The following is a 20,976-nucleotide window of genomic DNA, read 5'->3' on the forward strand; positions in this document are numbered from 1 at the left end:
CATCGTTGCAGTGCGTAGGAGAATCGTGTTCATGAGTCATAGTTCTAGCCAGTGATATGCAGATGCTGGGTATTGCCGAGCAGGTTGCGCAGATCGAGCAGCGCACCGCGATGCAACTGTGAGATGCGGCCCTTGGTTACGCCGAAAATGTCGGCGATTTGCTCGAATCCCAGTCCATGAAAATAATGGTAGCGGATAATCTTCTGCTCGCGCGTGGATAATCGTGCGACGGCCGAATGCAGTTTCTCCGTTGTCTGCCTCCAGGCGATGATTTGATAAGCGGTTGCATACGGCGCGGCCTGCGCGGCGGATTCCTCGACGATGCCGGTATCGTCGAGCATGAAGCCGATCGCGAGGCCCGCGGCGAGCGTCGCGAGAGCCTGGAACGTATCGGACTGCTTGCTCGTGCGAGCGGGCGCTTCTAGTGATGCAACACGCTCGCGCCGTATCCGTTTGCGCAGCGCGATTTGTTCCTGCGCATCGCTCAGGCGCTGTACGCCGGTCAAAACGTTGCCTCTGAGGCGTGGGGTGCAGAAGGTGCGAAACGACACGCCGCGGCCGGATTCGAAGCGGTCGATTGCTTCGAGCAGACCGACGCAGGCAAGTTGCAGAAAGTCCTTGAACTCGACGTCGTCGCGGTGCCGGCCTGCGTATAGTTGCGCCGCGAGCGCCTGTGCGTAGGGCAGAAAGTGCGCGAATACGGCTTCGCGCGCTTGCGGACCGCTTTCGTCGCGTAGCGCTGCCCATAGGCTCTTCTCCAATGCGGACGCTGCGGCGTCACCGTGGGTCTCGTCGGCATTCGCATACTCCGCCGGCAAGTTCATTTGAAGCTACCCAGCACGCCGCGCAACACGAGGCTCCAGCCGTCCACCAGCACGAACATCAGCACTTTGAGCGGCAATGAGATCGTTGCGGGTGGCACCATCAGCATACCGAGCGACAGCAGCACGCTCGACACGACGAGGTCGATCAGCAGGAACGGCAGCAGGATCACGAAGCCGATCTGAAACGCAACGCGTAATTCGTTGAGGATGAACGCGGGCGTCAACTGCAACAGGCTGACGTCGGCCGGCGTTTGCGGCAGTGCCAGTTGCGACATCTCATACATCAGCCTTAGCTCATCCTCGCGCACCTGGCGCAGCATGAAATCGCGAATCGGCGCGGTACTGCTGTCGAGAGCGTGAGCGAGGTCGATCTGGCCGTGCATGAATGGCTGCAGCGCGTCGTGATTGATCACCTGCAGCGTCGGCAGCATGGCGAATGCGGTCAGGAACAGCGCGAGGCTGATCAGCACGGGTGTCGGCGGCGTTTCCGGCATGCCAAACGCGTGCCGGATCATCGACAGCACGATCGCGATGCGGATGAATGCCGTCATCGACACGATCAGTGCAGGGGCGACACTGAGTAGCGTGAGCAGCGTCGCAATGCGTACCGCTTCAGATACGCCCTTACTGTCCGCGATGACTCCGGATGCGGAACCGGAGAGCGACAGCATGCCTGCGTCACCGCCGTGCGCGATTGGCGCGATGGGCGCAGCGTCGACGAATCCGGCATACAGGCAGAAGACTCCTGGCAGCAGCGCGATCAGCCAGCGCCAAGCGTGAAACCGACTTCGTTGCATCATGCTTCGCGCGCTCCGTCAGGTCGATCGCGCGCGTCCAGCAGCTTGACACCGGTTGCATCCGAGGCGAGCAGGACGACGCGGCTATCGTATTCGATCAGATGAAGCGTCGTGCGCGGGCCCAGACGCAGCGATGCGGCTGCGGTGATCCGCGGCGCGAGGCTCGACGACGAACCGCACGCGCCGACCCGATGGCTTCGCCGCAAAAGCAGAATCGCAACGATACCAAGCGCGATGCAACACGCGAGTGTGATGCCGACGCGCATGACGTCGACCCCCGCGAGTGCGAGGCCGGTTGCCGATAACGCATGTTGGCCTGCGGTCGCGTCGCTTGCGCCTTGCAGCCATGAGGCCGGGGTTGAAACGGTCATGGGTGCGTCGAGATTTCAGTGATTCGAATGCCGAACTGCTCACCAAGCGCGACGATCTCGGCGCGCGCAACGCTCTTCTCGTTGAGCAACACGTCGACGGCATCGCCGAGATGACGATCGAGTTCGACCACAGCGCCGGATTGCAGCGCCAGCAGTTCCTTGATCGACATCTCGGCTGAGCCGAGGCGGATGTCGACGGTGACCTTCACTTCTTCGAGCAGCGCCAGCTGCGGGCGTGTCGTGTTGCGGTCGTCGTAGACCGGTTCTTGTTCGGGAAGATCGACACGCATGACGAGCGGTCGGTTGGGTGGGGTACTCAGAGTCATGGGGTATCGGGCCCGGCTATCGAAGTCAGTTGAATGGATAATTTGCCGCCGTGTTGTCCAGGCGTGCCGGCGGCGATGGGGGTGAGTCGTCCGCAATCGGACTGCGCCAACAGCAACGGGATCGGCTCGGAAATCGTCCGGTCGAGTCGGATGACGTCGCCAACGGCGAGCGTGGCCAGTTGCGGCACGCTCAGTTCGCACTGCCCGAGCATCGCCCAGAGCGATACGCGGCTCGATTCGACGGCCGTGCTGCGACGCGTGGTGGCCGGTGAGTTCGCTCCATGGACCGTCGGCTTGCTGACGGGCAAACACGACCACAGCGCCGGCGCGCCGCAGACGAGCGTCAAGACGGTCTCGCCGCTCGTGTTCCGTATTCGGAAGCAGGCGCCGCCAAAACGAAGACGCGGTGTATCGGTGTTTCCTGTCGTACAAACGCGGACAGCGGACTGTTGCCCTGGAGATAATGCCGCACCGATCGCATCGAGCAGTTCGTCGACAAGCTGCTTGCCGACGTCCGCGAGCAGGGGCGCGCGGGCGTCGTCGGTCAGGGCGAATGTCTTCGGCAGATCGAGCGTCTCGTTGACCAGCATGTCGATCTGCCGAGACTCGGTGAATAGCCAGACGTTGTCGCCGATTGACCACGACTCGCATTGGCCCGAAGGCAGCGCGCTGTCGAACGGATCGAGCAAGTCCACGGCTTCGACAGTGAGCTCGGGCGCGGCCAGCCACGCCTGCCGCCACGGATCGATTGCGCGCGCAAACCACGCCGCGCCGGCTGCGAGATCGCGCGCGCCGAGCGGCCGCCAGCGGATTGGCACGACGCTCATCCCTGACCTCGCATCTGGAACAACTGCATGATCATTTCGTTGGCGGTACTGATAACCTGCGAGGACGCCTGGAAGCCGCGCTGAATCAGGATCAGTTGACCAAACTCCGTCGATAGATCGACGTTCGACGCCTCGGTCGCGCCCGCGAGCAGTTGCCCAACGCCCGCGCCATTGCTGGTGCGATATTGCGGCGGCGACGCGTGCGACGCATCGAATAGACCATTTCCCTGTTGCACCAGTTGCTGCGGATTGGCAAAGCTCGCGAGCGCGATCGTGCCGAGCTCATCGGTTTGTCCGTTCGAGTATTGCAGCACCAGTCGCCCATCGACGTCGACGTTCATCGACGACAACGTACCGGTCCCATAGCCGTCCTTGTCCGACACACGCAGGCTCGAGAAGCTGCCGGCGGAGAAGCCGGTGACGCCGGTCGAGAAATCGAGTGTGACGGTGAGCGGCGGCGCGTCGGCGGAAGTCAGCGTGAAGTCGATCCGGTCGCGTCCGGGCTCGGGAATACCACCGTTGAACTGCAGCGTGCCCTGCTGGACCGGTATGTTGTTTTCGTCGGAGACGGTCACCTGCCAGCGCCCGGGAACGATGCTCGAATCGGGCGCGAACGCGATTGTCAGCGTGTGCTTGCCGCCGTTCGCGTCAAAGACGTCAACGTCCGGAATCGAGAAGCTGGTCGAACCCGTCGACAAATTGTCGGAAAACCTGAACACCGTCGTCGCCTGCGGTGGGCTGATCTGTTTGCCGGCGAGCGAAATCGGACCGAGGCTGCCCGATGCGGTCAAGGCCGCGAGTTTCAATCCCGTCGCCTTGTCCTCGATAAAGCCGTCGTCGCCGAGCGCGAACTGACCGGTGCGGGCGTAACGTGCGGTGTCGCCGTCGAGCAGCGTCAGAAAGCCCGTACCCTGAATTGCAAGATCGAGCTGGCCGTTACTCACGCGCAGATCACCCTGTGCAAAATTCAACGACGAGTAACCGTACTCGACGCCGCTGCCGAATTGCATCGTGTTCATCGCGCCTGGTTCGCCCCGCGCGAACTGCTGGCCGTAATACAGATCGGCGAACCCCGGCGTCGAGGTCTTGAAGCCCGCGGTGTTCAGGTTCGCGACGTTATTGCTGATGGTTTGCAGGCCCTTCGCGTACGCCGTCAACCCGCTCATGCCGATGTAAATGCTTTCCAGCATGGAAACTCTCCTTTAAGAACCACTCGTCTGGCGCACTGCGACGATCTGCGAAATATTGGCGTTCGTCAGAAATTCGCCGCTCTCGGTTTCGATCGTCAATTGCGGCTGAGAATCCTTGAACGACACGCTTTTCACGATGCCGCTCAGCAGCGCCGTGTCGGTCTGCACGTCGACGTTGCGGCCGAGCAGGCCGAGCGTCTGCGTGGCTGACTGAACCGACAGCAGGTCGTCGATCTTGTCCGTCATCTGGCGTGTCTGTTCGAGCGACGTGAACTGCGCGAGCTGCGACACGAACTCGAAGTTGTCGACGGGCTTTAGCGGGTCCTGATAGGTGAGCTGCGTCAGGATGATCTGCAGCAGCGATTGCATGTCGAGACCGATCGAATCGATGCGGTTGCCGACGTCGCTGCTCGAGCTGATCGGATTAGTGGCCATGAGCGATGCCTTGCGATGTAGTCGAAATGTGTTCGACGCCGTTGACGACGACTCGCACCGCGCGCGGTACGGCGCGGCGCAGCTCGTCGAGGGCGCGCTGGGCGCGGGCGTCGGGTTCGTCCGCGTTCGTGATCGCATGGTTGATGCGTAATGCGATCGACACGCCGGCTTCGCCAGTCATCACGGTCAGACGATAGGGCGCTGGCGCGCTCCCGGCGCTGGCGCCGCTCTCGGTATTGGCGGCTCGTGAGGCGATCGGTGCGGCGGACGAAGTGATACGAGCAGCCCTGTACGGTACGGCCTGTTCGCGCGACAGTGCGTCGTGAACAGTGCTGCCCGATGCTGAGAAAGACGAACTGGCGACCGTGATCGGCGACCTGGTGACGTGCTCGGCGTGAGCGCCATCGTGGTCAGGGAGCGCAGGCTCGGTGTCGCGCGCATGCGATTCGACATCGATGCGAACGGATCTCGCCGATGCACAGCCGCGCGGCTCGCTCGCATGGTCAACGGACCTATCGCGAGCACAGCAGCGGGCGTCGAATGCCGGCGCGTGGTCGTAACGTTCCGCTGGCGTGCGTAGCTGTCGTGCGGGCGCAGGATTTTCGCTCATCGCGCCGGCCTTCGCGCCCGGCCACATGACTTTCTCCATCACCCGCAATACCTGATCGAACGCCGCATGCCTGGCGTCGGGCTTGGGCGAACTTGCTGTGGACATCGGCGCATTGCGCCACGTTGGAAATACAGTGAGCTTCATTGGCGCTCCTCCCGCGACAGATACATGTCCTCGATCCGGCTCGCACGCTGCTCGTCGCGCTGCAGTTCGAATTGCCGCTCGACCCTGGCGGCCACGCCGCAAGCATGCTCGGTTTGCTGTTCGTGGCGCGCCAGCACTGCGCGCTGTCGTTCGACACGGCTTGCGGCATCGCGTGTGTCCTGTTGCGCGTGCAGATGGGCGGCGCGAGCCGAGGCGAGCGCGCCTGCCCAATTGGCCGCGAGCGCAGGCGACAAGCCGTCCGGCGCCTGCAACGCGGCGCGCCATTGCGCGACATGGGCGTCGAGGCCCGCACAAAGCGATTGTTCGCGTGCGTGGCTGCGCTGATGGAGTTGAATGACTCGCACGGTATCCAGGCGCGCGCGTTCCAGTTGCAGTCGACGCAAGTCGGCGATCTCTCGTGCCGTTTCAAACTGGTGGCGTTTTTTCATGAATGACTCGTCATGCAACTTCCCGAAGCAAAGCAGCGAGCGCGTTGATGGTCGTCGCGCGCGGCGTCGTCGCATCAGGGGCCTGACGCAGAAAATCGATTAGCGCGGCGCGCTGTTGCAGCGCGCGATCGAGCGCCGGGTTGCTGCCCGGCGCGTAAAGCCCCGATTCGACGAGCGTGCGCGACGCTTCGTACGCTGCAAGCTGCGCGACGGCTTCGGCGGCGAGCCGCCGTTCGTTGGGCTCAGCGACGTACTGCATCACGCGGCTAATGCTTCTCGGCACCTGAATCGCCGGGTAGTGACCCTGTTCGGCGAGTTCGCGCGTCAACACGATATGGCCGTCCAGCAGCGCGCGCATCGTCTCGGCCATCGGATCGTCGATGTCGTCGGTCTCGGTGAGCACGGTCATCAGCGCGGTGATCGCGCCACTGTTCCTGATTGCGCCGCACCGCTCGACGATTTTCGGCAGCGCGGCGAACACGCCCGGTGTGTACGCGCGAACGGTCGGCGGCTCGCCGGCGGCGAGGCCGATCTCGCGCAGCGCGAGGGCATAGCGCGTGACCGAATCGAGAAGCAGCAGCACGTGCGCGCCCTGCGCACGAAAATACTCGGCGAGCGACAGCGCCACCTGCACGCTGCGGGCGCGCATCACGGCAGGCTGGTCGGAGGTTGCGACCACCATCGTGGAGCGGGCGCGCGCGCTGTCGGACAGCGCACGCTGCCAGAACTCCTCCGCTTCGCGGCCCCGCTCGCCGACGAGGCACAGCACGCAGACGTCGGCTTCGACGTGGCGCGCGAGGCTCGCGAGCAGGGTCGTTTTGCCGACGCCGCTGCCCGCAAAAATGCCCACGCGCTGGCCGACGCCAAGCGTTAGCAGGCCGTCGAGCGCGCGAATGCCGGTCTCCAGCGGTTCGACCGGCGACAGGCGATCGAGCGGCGGCGTGCAGACGCCGGCGAGCGGCCATGAGGCGTCGTTCGCGGGAAGCGGTGCACCGCCGTCGAGCGGCCGGCCCAGGGGATCGACGACGCGTCCGAGCCAGCGTGGCCCAACGGGGATCGTTGCTCCCACTCGCATCGCGCACACCGGGTCGCCGACGCAGATCCCTGCCGTCGACGTGTACGGCGCCAGCGTGACGCGGCCCACCTCGACCTTGACGACTTCCGCCTCGCATTGCTGCGGACCCGGCGCGCCGAGCGAGCAGCGCGAGCCGAGCGGCACGCCGGGTCCGTCCGCTTCGACGAACGTCGGCATTACGCGCGTGATCGCGCCGACCCGGGTCGCCGGATCGACCTGACGCATTGCGGCAAGATAGCGGTGGAGCGAGGGACGGTCAGTCATCGGCGCGAAGTTCGTCGAGCGTGCGATCGAAATGCGAGAGCTGCCGCGGCAGGCTCACGTCGAGGCGGCCGAGTGTCAGATCGATCAGGCACGCGCCGGCAGCCAATTGCGGATCGGCGTCGACCGTCAGTGCGGTATCGCGCGTGAGCGTAGCGAATGCGTCGCGCAGCGCATCGGCGTCAGGAAAGTCCTTCGCGGACACGCGCACGCCGATCGCCGACCCCGCCGCGATCTGCGCGAGATGATGGCGCGCGGTTTGCACGACGAGCGCCGCACACGCAGTGGTGTCGCCGAGGGTTTTCCGCAGCGCGGCTTGTGCGACATCGAGCGCGAGGCTTTCGACTGCTTGCAGGCGGTCGCGCAACGCAGCGAGCGCCGCGTCGATACCGGCGGCGAGTGCTTCGATCCGCTGCACGTGATCGAGCTTGACGCGCGCTACCCCCTTTTCGATGCCTTCTTCGATGCCTCGCTGATAGGCGGCGCGTTCCCGTTCCTCGAAGTCGCGGATTTGCTCGGCATGCGTTTGCGCGAGTTCCGCCAGCTCGCGTCTGAGTTCGTCGATCTGTGCGTCGGTTTGGAACGCGTGCTGAACTTGCCCCGGCACGTGTTCGGCCGGCTCGGCGGCTACGGCAACCAGCGTGGCTCGACCGAGCGTCTTGCGTCCGCTGCCCAGCGTGACCTGCGCGGCTTTCAGCAGCAGACTCATGCGGACCGCCCCATCCAGCGGCGCAGCTTCTGGTGGAGCCGCAATGGTTCGACCTGCGGCGGCTTGCCGTCATCATGTGAGATATCGCCGAGTTGCGCGCTGGCTGTGAGCGCCGCGGCCTGCAACGCCGTACGCGCGCGCTCCGTGATGTCATATGCACGACCATGTGGCGCGAGCATTGCGCGGCGCTCGGGCGGCAACGCAATGATCACGGCCTCGCGGGTCGGTGCGTTCACGCAAGACATCAACCGGCAAAGCAGTTCATGCGGCAAGGTCTCGGCGAAACGCGCAAGCCGTGATGCGGAGAGTCGCGCGTCTTCAGGCGAATGGCCGTCGCTGGCAATCGCAACGCGGTCATCTGTCGCCGGGGCCGTCATCGCCGCCACCAGATTTCCGGGTGCGACGCGCGCCGCGTCAGCGAGCAGCGGTCGCAAGCGCGCGCGCTCGTCGTGCGAGAGCGCGCTCCAGATCGCCTCGATATCGTCGATCGCAAGCCCGCTCAGATCGGCAACCGCGCGCCTCAGACGGCGTTCGCGCGATGCGTCGCACTCAGGCGTGGTCATGCTGCTCTCCTTCTTCGGCGAGCAGTGCACGCAAGCGCAGCACGTAGGCTTCGCGCTGATGCAGACTCAAAGCACGTGACGACGAGCGACGGGAAACACGACGCCGGCGCATCGCGAGCAACGCACCAATGATGCCGACGAGCAACAGGGCAGAGCAAACACCGGCGATCGGATGACTGGCCATCCATTGCGCGAGGTGTTGGACCACAGCCTCCACGCGCCGTGCGTCGGCGTCGTGTGCAGCGGAATTTGCGACGGCCAATGCGACGGGTTCGGATGCGTCGCGAATCGTGGCGCCGGCCTCCAGATCCGCGCTCGCATCGGGCTCGACTGGTGCCGCAACGCCGGCGTTCGCGGGCGTCGTTTGCGCAACCACACTCGTCGCTACGTCGCCGGAGTGACGCACATAGATAGACAGCACATCACCGCGCGCCGCGTCGAAACCGATCGACGCGCCCAGCATCGCGTTTATGCGTGCCATATCGTCTTGCGGCAAGGCATAGTCGAGCACGATGCCGACTGATAGCCGGCGGATCGAACCGGGTTCCGACACGATCTGCTCGAGACGGCGATCGGTCTTTGTGCCCTCCACGGAGGGCATTGCGGGCAGCGGTGGCGTGCCAGCGGGCGGCAACGCATTTGCATTTTTCGTTGACGGTAGCGGCGGGGTGGTGCTGGCCGCGCCGTCGGCGTTGACGATGGGCCGGGTGACACCCGACTCGCGCGTCGTGCGCGTCTGCGCGAAGTCAAGCGCCGCGTCGACGCTGACCCTCACATGACCGTCGCCGACCAGCGGCGCAATCTGCGTAAGGATCTTACGTTCGTAGCGTTGCTCGATCGCCTGCTTCAACGTGAAATGCGGGTCGTCGGTCATCGCGTTTTCGCCGGCTTTCGTGCCCGCGACGCCGCCGCGTTGGTCGAGCACAGTGACGTCGTTGGCGGACAGCTCGGGCACCGCTGCGGCCACGAGCCGCTGGATGCCGCGCACCGTTTCGGCAGCGAGCGCCTGGCCGTCGCGCATGAACAGCGCGACCGAGGCCTTGGGCCGCGCCGCATCGCGCCGGAACAGCGACGACTCGGGCAGCGTCAGATGCACGCGCGCGAGGTCGATCTCGTCGAGCGTCATGATCGTGCGCGCGAGTTCGCCTTGCAACGCGCGCTGATAGTTGACCTTCTGCGCGAACTCGGTGAGGCCGAGATCTGAGTTATTGAACAGCTCGAAGCCGACCGCGCCGTGCAGGCGCAGATCGCTGCTCATCAGCTTCAGACGCAGTGCGCGCGTATCGCCGGCGGGCACCAGAATCGCGGAGGTCTCGTCGTCGATCCGGTAGGGTACCTTCTGTTTGTCGAGTTCGGCCACGAGCGCGGACGCGTCCTGCGGCTTCAGATCGCGGAACAGGACCTGATAGCCGGGCCGTGACAGGAAGAACGCGGCTGCCATCGCGCCGCACAGCAGCAGTGATAGCGCGCCGACCATCAAGAATTGCCGCTCGCGCGGCGCATCGGCAAAAAACGACTTGAAGCGGGACATGCTGGCTTCCATTTCAGAGTTGCATCCGCATCAGTTCCTGGTAGCCCTCGACGAGGCGCGAGCGGATCTGCAACGCGAATTGCAGCGATATGCGGGCCTGTTCGAGCGCCATCATCACTTGATGCGGCGGCAGGTCCGCGCCGAGCGCGAAGTCGGCAATCGCTGCATTGGCGGTGCTGACCTGCGTGTCGACCGATTGCAGGCCATCGACGAGTAGAGCGCCGAAGCCGGGTTGAGTGGTCGCGCCGAGGCCTTGCTTCACTTGCGGCGCGAGCGACGGCGCCAGGCCGGTTTGCCACGTCGGCGCGAGAAAGCCCGGTTCGAGCGCGGAGATGACGGCGATGCTCATCAGTGGCTCCCCATTTCGAGGGCACGCATATACATCGAGCGTGCCGCGTTGAACATCACCGTGTTGGCTTCGTACACGCGCAACGTCTGCACCATGAGCGCCATCTCGCCGGCATGATCGAGACCGGCGTAGGACACGAAGCCTTTCGCGTCCGCGTGCGGATGCGACGGGTCGTAGACGAGGCGCGGCGGCGCGTCGACCGTCTCGATGCCATACGTCTGCACGCCCCCGAGCCCATGCGTGGCGGGAAGTCCCGCGGCGCTGTGCGCACCGGGCATGCCGCCGTTGCCGAGCAGACTGGGGAAGTCCCCTGCGGCCAGGCGCGGCCCCGACACGAGCCGCAGCGGCTGATAAGACGCGCCGCTTGCCGTGCGCGTCGTGCCCGCGTTGGCCAGGTTCTGCGCAATGACTTCCATGCGTTGGCGCTCGACGTCGAGTCCGGAGCGCGCAATCGCGAAGATGGAATCGGTCATCGGTTCAGCCTCCGCCTATCGCGAGTTTCTCGATCTGCATCGTGCGATCGAGCATGCCGGCCAGCATCGCGTAGCGTGCCGAGGTTTCAGATGCCGTAGCAATTTCGTCGTCGATTCGCACGGTATTCGAGGCGAGCGGCAGCGGCGCGTCGATGCGGGGCGCGACGCCCGCGACACGCGCGAGCACGCTGGCCGGCGTGTCGCCGGGGTGCAACGCGGCGGCGTCGCGCAAGGCATCCTCGAACGACACCCGCAGCGGCGTGAAATTCGCCGAGCCGGCGTTGGCCACGTTCTGCGCGGTGGCCGTTTGCCGTGCGAACAGCCCGTCGAGGGCCTTGCCGGCGATGGCGGCGACGAGGTTGATCGTCATAGCGGTTCCTCCTGTTATTGAACGATGATGTCGGCGTGCAACGCGCCCGCCGCCTTGATGGCTTCGAGAATCGCGATCACGTCGCGGGTGCTGACACGACTGCGCGAGAGCGCTTGCACGAGTTCGCCGACCGAGCCGTAGGGAAACGTTGCGGCGACGGTCTGGCCGGGTTCGTCGACGGAAAGATCGCTGTTGCCGATCACGAGGCTGCGCACGCCGCGGCCCGCAATGCCGATCTGCTCGGGTTGCGACGCCGAGTATTCGGTCGTGACCGTCACGCGAATGTCGCCGTGCGAAATCGTGATCGGCGAGATGTGCGTGTCGCCGCCAGCGACCACGGTGCCCGTGCGTTCGTTGATGACGACACGTGAGCCCTGATCGGGCACGACGCCGAGCGTCTCCACGCGCGCTACGAAACTGTTGAGCGCGCTGTCTTCACCGGGCGCGCGGATCTGGACGGTTTCCGCGTCGAGCGAGCGCGCGCTGCTGGCGCCGAACGCCTGGTTGATACGCTGTGCGATGCGCTCTGCCGTGGTCGCATCCGCGTTGCGCAGGACGAAGTTCAGATAGCCGTCCTGCGTGACGAGCTCGGCGCGCACCGGTACTTCGACGATCGCACCTTGCGGCACGGTACCGACCGTCGGATGATTTTTCTGGCGCAGATTGCCGTTGGCGTCGAAGCGGTAGCCGCCGACCGTTATCGGTCCTTGCGCGAGTGCGTACGTCTTGCGGTCGGGGCCGCGCAGCGGCGTCATGATCAGCGTGCCGCCCGACAGGCTGCGTGCATCGCCCATCGACGTGACGTTGATGTCGATCCGGTCGCCGATGTTGGCGGTCGGCGGCAGCGAGGCCGTAATCATGACCATGGCGACGTTGCGGCTCTGGATCTGGTCCTGGGTCAGATTCAGATCGAACTGCGACATCATGTTCATCATGGCCTGACGCGTGGCCTGATTGCGCGGCGTGTCGCCCGAGCCCGCGAGACCCGACACGATGCCGTAGCCGACGAGCATGTTGTCGCGCCAGCCGAGAAAGCGTCCGAGGTCTTTGAGGCGCACTTCATTTGCCGCGTGCGCTGGACCGCTGCCCGCGGCCATCGCGCATACGAGCAGCAGTACCGCCTGGATGACCCGCATCGTGCGAGAAGAGAGCCGCATTACCATAAGCCCAACCATGCGAGAAAGCGGGGAATGAGGCCGGGTCTCGACCGATCGGTGATGAAGCCTTCGCCGACGTAGTCAATCTTCGCGTCCGCGAGGCGGTTCGACTGCACTGTGTTGTTCGCGGCGATGTCGACCGGACGCACGCGGCCTTGCAGATGGATGCGCGTCTTTTCGCCGTTGACGTCGATGGCCTGTTCGCCGGCGACGATCAGGTCACCATTCGGCTCGGTCGCCTCCACACGCGCGCTGATCTGCGCGAGCAAACGGCCCGTGCGCTGGATCTGTCCGCGTCCGCCGTAGTTATCGCCGAGGCCGATCTGCGCAGCATTGCTGCCGGCCCACATCGTCGACACGTTGCCCTGCACAGCCACGTTCGTTTTGGTCGACGTGTCCGCAGTATTGCTCGCGGTCGAGTTCTCATAGACGAGGATCGTGACGATGTCGCCCGGGCGCGAGGCGCGGCGGTCCGAGGTCAGCGACTGGTAGGCGTCGCTGTGGAAGAGGTCGGCGGCGTGGGTGGGCGTGAGCGCGCACCAGGCGATGCCTATCGTTGCCAGCGTTGAACGGATCTTGGGTTGCATGACTGAGTTACTTCGACAGCGAGGTGGTAGCAGGAATGGCCACGATGTCGTGATCGCCTGTCGCGATCATGGTTACGCGGCCACTCGCGCTGTCCGTTAATGCGATGCCGGTTCGCCAGACGGTGACGGCACCCGTTCGTACGACGGCCACAATGCGTTCGCCGCGAATGACCTGGGCGAGACGTTGTGAGGGGATGCCGGTTATTACGTCGCCGCGCGTGAGGTCCTGAGCCGCGCGCGCGAGGCGCGCTTTGTCGTCGTAATGAACACCACGTGTAACCGCGTCCCGCGGGCACGCGATATCACGCACCCCGTCGAACGTGATTGCATCTCCTTTCGAGAGATCACGAAGCAGTTCGACGCAGCGTGCCGCCGGCACGGACCGGACTTCGCGCGCTGGATCAGGCGTAGCGCGAACAGGTCGGCTGATGATGACGGCCGGCTGTCCGTCCTGCGTCGCAAGCCACGGCGTGAGAGCCGGAATCTGCCGTCGGGCCGCTTCGGTCAGACGCCGCGGCTCGATGGCAACACTCGCATCCGCTTCGCGTAACCTTGCGACGACGAGATCGGCCGCCTGCTTTTGCAAGGCGACAGGCAAAGCGCTCACCTCCGCGACATCGCCGAATCGCACTATGCTGCTGTCGAAGTCGGCGACGTTTCGGAATGTCAGCGTTGTACTGGACGCGTGAACCGCCGCGCTCGCCGCCATGCAGGCAAGCGCGATGGCTAACGGGTCGAGCCGGCGAAAACGGATAGGCGACATGAGATCGGGCACGCCTGGATTGAACACGGGGCGGCCTTATCTGATCGTGAGTGCGAAGCCGGCGACGACCTCACCGAACGGAAAGGTCGACCAGTTGGTGTAGTTCAGTACTCCACCAATTTCCTCGCCTTTGGGGCCGTAGAACCGGCCGCTGATCCGTCCGGTCGATGGATAGCCGTCGTTCGATTTGAGATCGCACGAGAACGCGTTGTTGACCACATCGATGTGGGCGTCGCAGGTGAACAGAGGCGGTGACATTTCGGCTTCCGCCACGCTCCAGTCATTTGCCACTGAGATCTTGGTCACCTTCGGCACCTGAAAAGAGATCTTCCTCGCGTCCATATCGGCCACGCCCTGAATAACAGCCCCGGCGAGCGGATAGCTCGGCGAGCCTACCCAGTCGGTCTGATAGCGCAACTTGCCGACCAACGCTCCGGCATACGTGCGCGAGTGAATCTGGCCAAAGTCTTCCGGACGAGTCTGGCTGCCAAATGCGAATCCGCCCGAGGTGACCCAATAGTCGGTGACGTAGATAGCGGTTCGGCTCGCCTCCCAGGCGCCGGCCGCGACATAACCGCTACCGTTCTGTCCGCGTACGAGCGCGAACCTCAACGGATTGCCGGATGAGATGTCGTAGTTGATGCCGAGGATCCGCTTCTGACTATTTATCAGGGAAACCACGAGTTCGTCGAATGACGGCGCGGTCGGTGCACCGTCGACGCTGGCCGTGGCCGGCATGCTTGCGCCGATCTGCGAAAGATAGCCGCCGGTGACCGATGATTTGGAAACCAGCCGCAGTTTGATATCCCCGGAAACCGGGTTCGTAATCGTATCGATCACAGCAACAGGGTCTGGCGGGAAGGTATAGCTGAGCTTCGAACGAGCGTTCATCGCGACGCTTTGCACGCCTTCGATGGACCCGAGAGGGAGGTCGGCGATCTTCACGTAGCCCGGCGTCGGCGGCCCGACTTCGGCGTCGGGCGGGGGCGTCGCGCCTGCGTTGTCGGGCGGTGAGGTTGGCTCGCCGGGTAGCGTCACCGCAGACGTTTTCGGGGCGGACGCGTCGACGCTGCCCGAATCGCGATCGGGATTCGACGCCGCGTTTTGTTCGCTGGCGTTGGACGAACTCGCATTGTCCGAGTTACCTCCGCCCCCGCAGCCGATGAGAGTGAGCGTGCAACACGCTGCGAGCAGCGTTTTTTTGAACGTAAATTGCATGGTGTGTTTTTGGGTTCGTCTCACTGTTGAATGTCGGTCGATGCATTCCAGCGCTGATTACCGCTTCAACCCATTCGCAATCGCCATCAACTCATCGCCGGCCTGCACGAGTCGCGCATTCGACGCATACGCACGCTGATACAGCATCAGACTGACGAGCTCATCCGACAGCGACACGTTCGAGGCTTCGCTGAATCCTTGCGCCAACGTCCCAGCGTTGTCTTCGCCGGGACGCACGCGGCTGACAGTGATCCCGTCGTCCTGAATGCGATAGATTCCGTCGCCGGCCGATTGCAGCGCGCGCACGTCAGTCGGCATCACGAGTTCGATTTCGCCGAGATCAATCGGGTCGGTCTGGTTCGGCAGAACCGCCTGCACCTGGCCGGTCGCCGAAATGGTGATGCTGGAGGCGTCGCGCGGAACGGAAATCATCGTTTTGAGCGGCAGGCCGTTCGACGCAGTCAGATAACCGTCGGCCCCGACGTGCAGCGTGCCGCCGCGCCACAACGTGGCCGGTCCCGAGTCCGACGCCAGTTCGATGAAGCCGTCGCCCCGAATCGCGAGATCGAGCGCGCTGCCGGTCGGGCGCAACTCGCCCGCCGTGAAAACGTGCAGCGACGGGTCGGCCGCCACGCCCGCGGCGATGGTGACGGTTTCGTTGGCCGGGGCGCGGCTGAGTGGGGCGACCGCCGACGTCAGCAACTCGCTGAAGGACACCGTGCCGCGCTTGAACGCCGGTGTGTTCATGTTCGCGATGTTGTTCGCGGTGACGTCGACGGCTGTCTGCTGCGCGTTCAAGCCCATCGCGCCGATATAAAAAACGTTGTTCACGCTTACATGTCTCCCAAACGCTGCAAAACGGCGCCGAGCATGTCGTCGTACGCATGCACGAGCTTCTGGCCGGACTCGACGCGGCGCATTGCCTCCATCATCTGCATCATGTCGTTGCCGAGCGCGACGTTCGACGATTCGATAAAGCCCTGCGCGATGTGCGGCTGTTCGGCGTCGACGGCCTGCGCGTCCGTGGCATGGAACAGGCCGTCCGCGCGGCGCTCGAGTTGGGTCGGATCCGTAAAAGTTGCGACGCGTATCACGGCCGAAGGCGTGCCGTCGTCAATCAGCGTGCCGTCGCTGGCGATCTGCCAGTTGCCCGAACGCAAGACCACGTCGCCGCCACCCGCGGCTTGCAACGCCCAATTCTGGGCCGTGACGAGACGTCCGTCGGCATCGCGCTGGAATGCGCCGAGCCGAGTGTAGGCCGGACCGCTCGCTGTCATTACCTCGAAGAAGCCGGAGCCGCTGATCGACAGATCGAGCGGATTGCCGGTGTGGACCAGCTTGCCGGCGGAGAAATCGGTGGCGATGCCGGTTGGCGGCGGCGCGAGCATGGCAGACACAGGGACCGTCCCGCTGCGTCCGGCTGCGAGCACGTCGTCGAACGCGATCTGCCGCTTGTAGCCGGGCGTGGCCACGTTCGCGAGGTTTTGCCCAGCGGTTTCGATCCGGCGCGTTTCGTGCGAGATCAGGCTGGCCGCGACAGTCATCATGTTATCCATCAGGAATCCGTTTCAATTTGGCAGGCAGGTGGCGAGCTGCTCGACACTCAGGCGGCGAGCGCTGTAGCGTTCGAGGGCTGCGCGGCGCGCGCGGGAGCCCGAGCCGCAGTTGCGTCGAGACTGACCATCGCGAACGATCTCAGGCTGATCGAGTGCGGAACCTCGTTCATCGACAGCACGGCGAGCCGTGGCGCAACACGATGCGTGAAGGTTTTCAGATGACGACGAATTTCCGGGCGGCACAGCAACGCAGGTTTGAGGTTCTGCCGCATCATCGCGTCGACCTGCGCGGCGAGCCGGGCGAGGAAGCTTTCGGCCAGACGCGGATCGAGCACGAACGCGCCTGCGCCGTCAGCACCCTGCAGGTTCTGCACGATCGCGTTTTCGAGCGCGGGGTCGAGCGTCAGCACCGCAAGCGCATCGTGATCGCTCTGGATTGCCTGACAGATGCCGTGGCCGAGCCGCTGGCGCACACGCTCGCTCAACGCGGCAGGGTCTTTTTCATGGCGACCCGCGTCGACCAGCACTTCGACGATCAGGCCGATATTGCGGATCGCGACCTGCTCGGTCAGCAGATTCTGCAAGACGTGCTGCACATCGCTGACGGCGAGCACGTTCGGCACGAGTTCCTCGACGAGGCCGGGTGTGCGTGAACGCACTCCTTCGAGCATCGCGACGACTTCGGTGCGCGACAGCAACGCGGGTACGTTGGCCTTGATCACCTCGGTGACGTGCGTGATCAGCACGGTCAGCGGATCGACCGCGGTGTAACCGAGCGAGCGCGCGCGCGACAGGTCGGCCGTATCGATCCATACCGCGGGCAGCCCGAAGGCCGGATCGTGAGTGGCGATGCCGGGCACCTTCTCACCCTTGTCCGACGAGTGAATGGCGAGTGTTTTTTCCGGATACAGCGTTGCCTGACCGAAGCGGTCTCCGAACAGCAGGATCCGGTAGTCGTTGGAGCCAAGCTGCGCGCCGTCGCGGAACACCACGGGCGGAATGGACACGCCCATCTCGGCCGCGTACTGTTTGCGAAACGCCGCGATGCGTTCGGCCAGCAAGCTTTGCGTCGGGATCCATGCGGCCGTCAGCGCGGCGCCGAACGACACTTCGACGGCCGGCAGATCGGTGGCCTGGGTGGCCGCGGCCGCGTCGCTGTCGTCTCCGTCCGTCGCGGCCTGGTTATCCGGCGCCGCACTTCGTTTGCGGCGCGCGATCCACCAGGCGCAACCCGCAATCGTTGCAAGGATCAGCACGGGCCATTTCGGCATGCCCGGCAGCGCGAGCAGGCCGGTCAGCGCGACGATGACGAGGATCTGTATCTTCGGGAATTGCACGAGCTGACGCAGCACCTCGTTGCCGAGCTCCCCGTCCGCAGACGAGCGCGTGACGATGATGCCGGTCGCGACGGAAATGATCAGCGCGGGCACCTGCGTGACGATGCCGTCGCCGATCGTCAGCAGCGTGAAGGTCTGCATTGCCTGGCTGAGCGGCATGCCCATCTGCGCGACGCCGACCGCCCAGCCGCCGAGAATGTCGATCAGCAGGATCATGATGCCGGCTACCGCATCGCCTTTGACGAACTTGCTCGCGCCGTCCATCGAGCCGTAGAAGCCGGCTTCCTTTTCGAGCGCCTTGCGTCGGCGCTTCGCTTCGTCCTGATCGATGAGACCCATGTTGAGGTCGGCGTCGATACTCATCTGCTGGCCGGGCATCGCGTCGAGTACGAAGCGCGCGGCGACTTCCGACACGCGCTGCGCGCCGGTCGTGACCACCACGTATTGCACGACGATCAGGATGAAGAAGACGATCAGGCCGATGACGAAGTTACCCTGCACGACGAATGCGCCGATTGCCGCGATGACCTGGCCCGCTTCGGCACCGGACAGGATCAGACGGGTCGCGGCGATGTTCAGCGACAAGCGGAACAGCGTCGCAATCAGCAGCAGGGAAGGGAACGTCGAGAACTCGACGGGTCGCGACACGTAAAACGTCATCAACAGGATCGTGAACGCGAATGCGAAATTGACGATGATGAAGAGGTCGAGCGCCCCTGCCGGAATCGGTGTAAACAGCAGCAACAGGATCGCGACGACGGCGAAGACGAGCGCGAGGTCGGAATGATTGCGCAGGCGGGATCGAAGCGTCATGCGGACATCACCTGCGACGGCGCACGTCGCGCCTGCAAATACATCGCCGCGGTATCGCGATACAGATCGCCCGGCACCTCGCGTTCGAGCACTGCCTTGAAATAGAGCGCGCGGGCGAAACGTGGCGACTCGATGACCGGCACGCCATAGATGAAGGCGAGCTTCTTCAGACGCAGTGCAAAATTGCCGGCCCCTTTGGCGACGACATGCGGCGCGGCCATCCGTGACGGATCGTATTTCAGACCGACCGCATAATGCGTCGGGTTCGCGACGATCACGTCCGCACTGCGCACCGCCTTCATGCTGCGCGAACGCTGCAGCAATTCGCGCTGCAACTGGCGGCGCCGCTGCTTGATGCGCGGATCGCCTTCGCGCTGCTTCATTTCCTGCTTCTGCTCGTAGCGGCTCATACGCATCTTTCTCGCGAATGAGCGTCGCACCAGCACCTGGTCGAGCAACGCGAACACCGACGCGGCCGCGAGCAGCATGAAAAGCAGGTGGACGCCGCTAGCGAGCAGCGTCTGCGCAATGCGTACCGCGGACAGGTCCTCATGTGCGAGCGAGACGGCCGCATCGACGATCGTGAAACGGATGATCGCCACATAGACGACCATCTTGAAGCATGCCTTGGCGGCTTCGATCAGCGTCTGTATCGAGAAAACACGCCTGAGACCTTGCACCGGATTCAGCTTGCTGGTGTCCAGCCTGAGTGCGCCGGGGGCGAACAGGAAGCCGGTCTGCATCAGCGCTGACAGTAGCGCGCTACCCATCGCAATCGCAATCAGTGGCGCAACCGCGTGCGCGCCCTGCAGCAGCAGCGCCGCGCACGCGACCAGCATCGCACGGCCGCTTGCGTCGAGTGACGCGGCTTCGCTCAGCGCATGAGCGCCGAGCGAAGCGAGACGTGCCGCCATTTCTCCGCCCCACACTGACAGGTAGCCGGTACTCGCAAGCAGGCCGAGCACCATGCCGAGTTCCTGGCTGCGCGGCACCATGCCCTTCTTGCGCGCCTGCTCGAGCTTGTAAGCGGTGGCCTGTTCCGATTTGTTCTGTTCCGTATCCGACATGACTAATCCAGGGACGGTACGAAAGCCAATGCGTGCGTCAGCAAACGCAATGTCGCAGGTGCGAGTAGACCCGCTGATAGCGCCATCATGACGGGCGTCGCGATGACTTTGACTTGCAGACCCAACATCAGTGCGTTCATTTGCGGCAACGCGCGGGAGAGAAAGGCGATCGCTACATCGATTAGAAACAGTGTGACCATTGCGGCCGCGATGACCGACAGACCCACGCCGAGCGCAATGCCGAAATAGCCGATCAGCGCATCGGGAGTGACGGCGACTCGCGCGTAGCCGACTGGTATGACGCTCGTTAGCGCCATCAAAAGCCGTACCAGCTCGAGATGACCGCCCGAAGCAAAAAACAGCAGGCCCGCGACGAGCGTGAGTATCGTGCCGAACAGCGGCGCCTGTGCACGCGAACCCGGATCGATCACCATCGCGAGACCGTAACCGGCCTGGACGTCGAGCACGCGGCCAGCAAACGTTAGCGCGGCAAACGCTGCCTGGAACGCGAAGCAGATCGCGAGGCCCAGCATCAATTCGGCTGCAGCGGCGATGAGTAGCGCTGCGCCGTCCATGTAGACCTCGGGTGCAGCGCTATGTGCCAGACATGCGGCGAGCGCCAGCACGAAGCACACGCGGACCCGCGCGGGCACCTGCGTTTGTGAGAACGGCGGCGCAAGAACGAACACCGGGCCGATTCGCAACGAAAGAAGAAGAACGCCGAGCGTCCAGCTCGTGCTGGCTTCGATTGTCATTGCGTTAGCCCAGATCAGGAATGCTGCGGAAAAGCGACGCTGCGAAACCGGTAAGACGCGCGAGCATCCACGGGGCGAGCGAAACCGTCACGATGACGGCGACCGCGAGCTTCGGCACATAGCTCAGACTCATTTCCTGCAGCTGCGTGACGACCTGAAAGACACTGATCAGCAGACCGACCACGAGCGTGGCAATAACAATTGGCCCCGCAATGAGGAAGCTGTTCCAGAACAGCTGCGTCATCATTTGGAGTGCCTGGTCTGCCGACATGGATGAGGTCCCGTGTTTAAGTGGGCCGCATTATGAAGAGTTTTCTTTCGAATTGGAAGTTGTGAAATTGAAAAAAATAGTGAGGCAAACGAATGAAAATAGTGAGGCAAACGAATCAAAAACGAATGTAATCAGAGAGGTAGGTGCT

Annotated in this window: 26 protein-coding genes; all 26 read right to left on the minus strand. The window is 64.1% G+C overall.

Features of this window, described 5'->3' with window-relative positions; translation table 11 throughout:
- Positions 1–44: 44 nt before the first annotated feature.
- Entirely contained in the window at positions 45–824 is a 780-nt protein-coding gene (locus tag F6X39_RS25140) for a sigma-70 family RNA polymerase sigma factor (protein ID WP_187618573.1), read from the minus strand.
- Positions 821–1,624, minus strand: a complete 804-nt coding sequence (gene fliP, locus F6X39_RS25145; protein WP_262414807.1) for a flagellar type III secretion system pore protein FliP — start codon at positions 1,622–1,624, stop codon at positions 821–823. The genes F6X39_RS25140 and fliP overlap by 4 nt, the downstream gene beginning before the upstream one ends.
- Positions 1,621–1,992: a flagellar biosynthetic protein FliO gene (locus F6X39_RS25150; RefSeq protein ID WP_187618574.1), complete on the minus strand. Its 372-nt coding sequence runs from the start codon at positions 1,990–1,992 to the stop codon at positions 1,621–1,623. The genes fliP and F6X39_RS25150 overlap by 4 nt, the downstream gene beginning before the upstream one ends.
- A complete protein-coding gene (fliN, locus tag F6X39_RS25155) occupies positions 1,989–2,318 on the minus strand; it encodes a flagellar motor switch protein FliN (protein WP_262414808.1) in 330 nt (109 codons plus the stop codon). Before fliN ends, F6X39_RS25150 begins: the two co-directional genes overlap by 4 nt.
- Positions 2,315–3,007, minus strand: a complete 693-nt coding sequence (locus F6X39_RS25160) for a FliM/FliN family flagellar motor switch protein (protein ID WP_187618575.1) — start codon at positions 3,005–3,007, stop codon at positions 2,315–2,317. The genes fliN and F6X39_RS25160 overlap by 4 nt, the downstream gene beginning before the upstream one ends.
- Positions 3,008–3,141: 134 nt before the next feature.
- Positions 3,142–4,335 (minus strand): flagellar hook protein FlgE, encoded by a 1,194-nt coding sequence (locus F6X39_RS25165; RefSeq protein ID WP_187618576.1) that lies wholly within the window; start codon positions 4,333–4,335, stop codon positions 3,142–3,144.
- 12 nt (positions 4,336–4,347) lie between these two features.
- Positions 4,348–4,770, minus strand: coding sequence for a flagellar hook assembly protein FlgD (locus tag F6X39_RS25170; RefSeq protein ID WP_187618577.1), 423 nt, complete (start codon positions 4,768–4,770; stop codon positions 4,348–4,350).
- A complete protein-coding gene (locus F6X39_RS25175) occupies positions 4,760–5,524 on the minus strand; it encodes a hypothetical protein (RefSeq protein WP_187618578.1) in 765 nt (254 codons plus the stop codon). The genes F6X39_RS25170 and F6X39_RS25175 overlap by 11 nt, the downstream gene beginning before the upstream one ends.
- Positions 5,521–6,048 carry a hypothetical protein gene (locus F6X39_RS25180; RefSeq protein WP_187618579.1) on the minus strand — a complete coding sequence of 176 codons (528 nt, stop codon included), beginning with the start codon at positions 6,046–6,048 and terminating at the stop codon, positions 5,521–5,523. The genes F6X39_RS25175 and F6X39_RS25180 overlap by 4 nt, the downstream gene beginning before the upstream one ends.
- Positions 5,984–7,312: a FliI/YscN family ATPase gene (locus F6X39_RS25185; protein ID WP_184058978.1), complete on the minus strand. Its 1,329-nt coding sequence runs from the start codon at positions 7,310–7,312 to the stop codon at positions 5,984–5,986. Before F6X39_RS25185 ends, F6X39_RS25180 begins: the two co-directional genes overlap by 65 nt.
- The gene (locus F6X39_RS25190) at positions 7,305–8,018 is read right to left on the minus strand and encodes a FliH/SctL family protein (RefSeq protein WP_187618580.1); all 714 of its coding nucleotides are present in this window, start codon (positions 8,016–8,018) and stop codon (positions 7,305–7,307) included. The genes F6X39_RS25185 and F6X39_RS25190 overlap by 8 nt, the downstream gene beginning before the upstream one ends.
- The gene (locus F6X39_RS25195; protein ID WP_187618581.1) at positions 8,015–8,581 is read right to left on the minus strand and encodes a hypothetical protein; all 567 of its coding nucleotides are present in this window, start codon (positions 8,579–8,581) and stop codon (positions 8,015–8,017) included. Before F6X39_RS25195 ends, F6X39_RS25190 begins: the two co-directional genes overlap by 4 nt.
- Positions 8,568–10,112, minus strand: a complete 1,545-nt coding sequence (gene fliF, locus F6X39_RS25200; RefSeq protein WP_262414809.1) for a flagellar basal-body MS-ring/collar protein FliF — start codon at positions 10,110–10,112, stop codon at positions 8,568–8,570. The genes F6X39_RS25195 and fliF overlap by 14 nt, the downstream gene beginning before the upstream one ends.
- Positions 10,113–10,125: 13 nt before the next feature.
- Positions 10,126–10,461, minus strand: a complete 336-nt coding sequence (fliE, locus tag F6X39_RS25205; protein ID WP_187618583.1) for a flagellar hook-basal body complex protein FliE — start codon at positions 10,459–10,461, stop codon at positions 10,126–10,128.
- Positions 10,461–10,934 (minus strand): flagellar basal body rod protein FlgC, encoded by a 474-nt coding sequence (flgC, locus tag F6X39_RS25210; RefSeq protein WP_187618584.1) that lies wholly within the window; start codon positions 10,932–10,934, stop codon positions 10,461–10,463. The genes fliE and flgC overlap by 1 nt, the downstream gene beginning before the upstream one ends.
- A gap of 4 nt (positions 10,935–10,938) precedes the next feature.
- Positions 10,939–11,304, minus strand: a complete 366-nt coding sequence (locus F6X39_RS25215; RefSeq protein WP_184058966.1) for a flagellar basal body rod protein FlgB — start codon at positions 11,302–11,304, stop codon at positions 10,939–10,941.
- 14 nt (positions 11,305–11,318) lie between these two features.
- Positions 11,319–12,461, minus strand: coding sequence for a flagellar basal body P-ring protein FlgI (locus F6X39_RS25220; protein ID WP_262414810.1), 1,143 nt, complete (start codon positions 12,459–12,461; stop codon positions 11,319–11,321).
- Positions 12,461–13,048 (minus strand): flagellar basal body L-ring protein FlgH, encoded by a 588-nt coding sequence (locus tag F6X39_RS25225; RefSeq protein WP_184058964.1) that lies wholly within the window; start codon positions 13,046–13,048, stop codon positions 12,461–12,463. The genes F6X39_RS25220 and F6X39_RS25225 overlap by 1 nt, the downstream gene beginning before the upstream one ends.
- Before the next feature lie 7 nt (positions 13,049–13,055).
- On the minus strand, positions 13,056–13,757 hold the full coding sequence (locus F6X39_RS25230) for a hypothetical protein (protein WP_187618585.1): 702 nt from the start codon (positions 13,755–13,757) through the stop codon (positions 13,056–13,058).
- 90 nt (positions 13,758–13,847) lie between these two features.
- Positions 13,848–15,029, minus strand: a complete 1,182-nt coding sequence (locus tag F6X39_RS25235) for a transferrin-binding protein-like solute binding protein (protein ID WP_187618586.1) — start codon at positions 15,027–15,029, stop codon at positions 13,848–13,850.
- Positions 15,030–15,086: 57 nt separating this feature from the next.
- Positions 15,087–15,860, minus strand: a complete 774-nt coding sequence (locus tag F6X39_RS37415; RefSeq protein ID WP_187618587.1) for a flagellar hook-basal body protein — start codon at positions 15,858–15,860, stop codon at positions 15,087–15,089.
- 2 nt (positions 15,861–15,862) lie between these two features.
- Complete coding sequence (locus F6X39_RS25245; RefSeq protein ID WP_187618588.1) at positions 15,863–16,585, minus strand: flagellar hook-basal body protein; 723 nt, start codon at positions 16,583–16,585, stop codon at positions 15,863–15,865.
- 47 nt (positions 16,586–16,632) lie between these two features.
- On the minus strand, positions 16,633–18,735 hold the full coding sequence (locus tag F6X39_RS25250) for a flagellar biosynthesis protein FlhA (RefSeq protein ID WP_187618589.1): 2,103 nt from the start codon (positions 18,733–18,735) through the stop codon (positions 16,633–16,635).
- Positions 18,732–19,802: a flagellar biosynthesis protein FlhB gene (locus F6X39_RS25255; protein WP_187618590.1), complete on the minus strand. Its 1,071-nt coding sequence runs from the start codon at positions 19,800–19,802 to the stop codon at positions 18,732–18,734. Before F6X39_RS25255 ends, F6X39_RS25250 begins: the two co-directional genes overlap by 4 nt.
- Positions 19,803–19,804: 2 nt before the next feature.
- Entirely contained in the window at positions 19,805–20,557 is a 753-nt protein-coding gene (locus F6X39_RS25260) for a flagellar biosynthetic protein FliR (protein ID WP_187618591.1), read from the minus strand.
- Between the two features lie 4 nt (positions 20,558–20,561).
- Positions 20,562–20,804 (minus strand): flagellar biosynthetic protein FliQ, encoded by a 243-nt coding sequence (locus tag F6X39_RS25265; protein WP_260321071.1) that lies wholly within the window; start codon positions 20,802–20,804, stop codon positions 20,562–20,564.
- Between the last annotated feature and the right edge of the window lie 172 nt (positions 20,805–20,976).

Source organism: Paraburkholderia sp. UCT2, from assembly GCF_014397665.1.
Lineage (GTDB): Bacteria > Pseudomonadota > Gammaproteobacteria > Burkholderiales > Burkholderiaceae > Paraburkholderia > Paraburkholderia tuberum.

What these genes read in the sequence shown, in the direction of transcription:
- F6X39_RS25175 (WP_187618578.1), bottom strand. Translation starts at nt 5,524, where the DNA reads ATGAAGCTCACTGTATTTCCAACGTGGCGCAATGCGCCGATGTCCACA.
- fliE (WP_187618583.1), bottom strand. Translation starts at nt 10,461, where the DNA reads ATGAGCATCGCCGTCATCTCCGCGCTCGAACCGGGCTTTCTCGCGCCG.
- F6X39_RS25225 (WP_184058964.1), bottom strand. Translation starts at nt 13,048, where the DNA reads ATGCAACCCAAGATCCGTTCAACGCTGGCAACGATAGGCATCGCCTGG.
- F6X39_RS25190 (WP_187618580.1), bottom strand. Translation starts at nt 8,018, where the DNA reads ATGAGTCTGCTGCTGAAAGCCGCGCAGGTCACGCTGGGCAGCGGACGC.
- F6X39_RS25140 (WP_187618573.1), bottom strand. Translation starts at nt 824, where the DNA reads ATGAACTTGCCGGCGGAGTATGCGAATGCCGACGAGACCCACGGTGAC.
- F6X39_RS25245 (WP_187618588.1), bottom strand. Translation starts at nt 16,585, where the DNA reads ATGGATAACATGATGACTGTCGCGGCCAGCCTGATCTCGCACGAAACG.
- fliN (WP_262414808.1), bottom strand. Translation starts at nt 2,318, where the DNA reads ATGACTCTGAGTACCCCACCCAACCGACCGCTCGTCATGCGTGTCGAT.
- F6X39_RS25215 (WP_184058966.1), bottom strand. Translation starts at nt 11,304, where the DNA reads ATGACGATCAACCTCGTCGCCGCCATCGCCGGCAAGGCCCTCGACGGG.
- flgC (WP_187618584.1), bottom strand. Translation starts at nt 10,934, where the DNA reads ATGACCGATTCCATCTTCGCGATTGCGCGCTCCGGACTCGACGTCGAG.
- fliF (WP_262414809.1), bottom strand. Translation starts at nt 10,112, where the DNA reads ATGTCCCGCTTCAAGTCGTTTTTTGCCGATGCGCCGCGCGAGCGGCAA.
- F6X39_RS25260 (WP_187618591.1), bottom strand. Translation starts at nt 20,557, where the DNA reads ATGACAATCGAAGCCAGCACGAGCTGGACGCTCGGCGTTCTTCTTCTT.
- F6X39_RS25180 (WP_187618579.1), bottom strand. Translation starts at nt 6,048, where the DNA reads ATGCGACGACGCCGCGCGCGACGACCATCAACGCGCTCGCTGCTTTGC.
- F6X39_RS25230 (WP_187618585.1), bottom strand. Translation starts at nt 13,757, where the DNA reads ATGGCGGCGAGCGCGGCGGTTCACGCGTCCAGTACAACGCTGACATTC.
- F6X39_RS25265 (WP_260321071.1), bottom strand. Translation starts at nt 20,804, where the DNA reads ATGATGACGCAGCTGTTCTGGAACAGCTTCCTCATTGCGGGGCCAATT.
- F6X39_RS25255 (WP_187618590.1), bottom strand. Translation starts at nt 19,802, where the DNA reads ATGTCGGATACGGAACAGAACAAATCGGAACAGGCCACCGCTTACAAG.
- F6X39_RS25220 (WP_262414810.1), bottom strand. Translation starts at nt 12,461, where the DNA reads ATGCGGCTCTCTTCTCGCACGATGCGGGTCATCCAGGCGGTACTGCTG.
- F6X39_RS25170 (WP_187618577.1), bottom strand. Translation starts at nt 4,770, where the DNA reads ATGGCCACTAATCCGATCAGCTCGAGCAGCGACGTCGGCAACCGCATC.
- F6X39_RS25250 (WP_187618589.1), bottom strand. Translation starts at nt 18,735, where the DNA reads ATGACGCTTCGATCCCGCCTGCGCAATCATTCCGACCTCGCGCTCGTC.
- F6X39_RS25165 (WP_187618576.1), bottom strand. Translation starts at nt 4,335, where the DNA reads ATGCTGGAAAGCATTTACATCGGCATGAGCGGGTTGACGGCGTACGCG.
- F6X39_RS25185 (WP_184058978.1), bottom strand. Translation starts at nt 7,312, where the DNA reads ATGACTGACCGTCCCTCGCTCCACCGCTATCTTGCCGCAATGCGTCAG.
- F6X39_RS25235 (WP_187618586.1), bottom strand. Translation starts at nt 15,029, where the DNA reads ATGCAATTTACGTTCAAAAAAACGCTGCTCGCAGCGTGTTGCACGCTC.
- F6X39_RS25195 (WP_187618581.1), bottom strand. Translation starts at nt 8,581, where the DNA reads ATGACCACGCCTGAGTGCGACGCATCGCGCGAACGCCGTCTGAGGCGC.
- F6X39_RS25150 (WP_187618574.1), bottom strand. Translation starts at nt 1,992, where the DNA reads ATGACCGTTTCAACCCCGGCCTCATGGCTGCAAGGCGCAAGCGACGCG.
- fliP (WP_262414807.1), bottom strand. Translation starts at nt 1,624, where the DNA reads ATGATGCAACGAAGTCGGTTTCACGCTTGGCGCTGGCTGATCGCGCTG.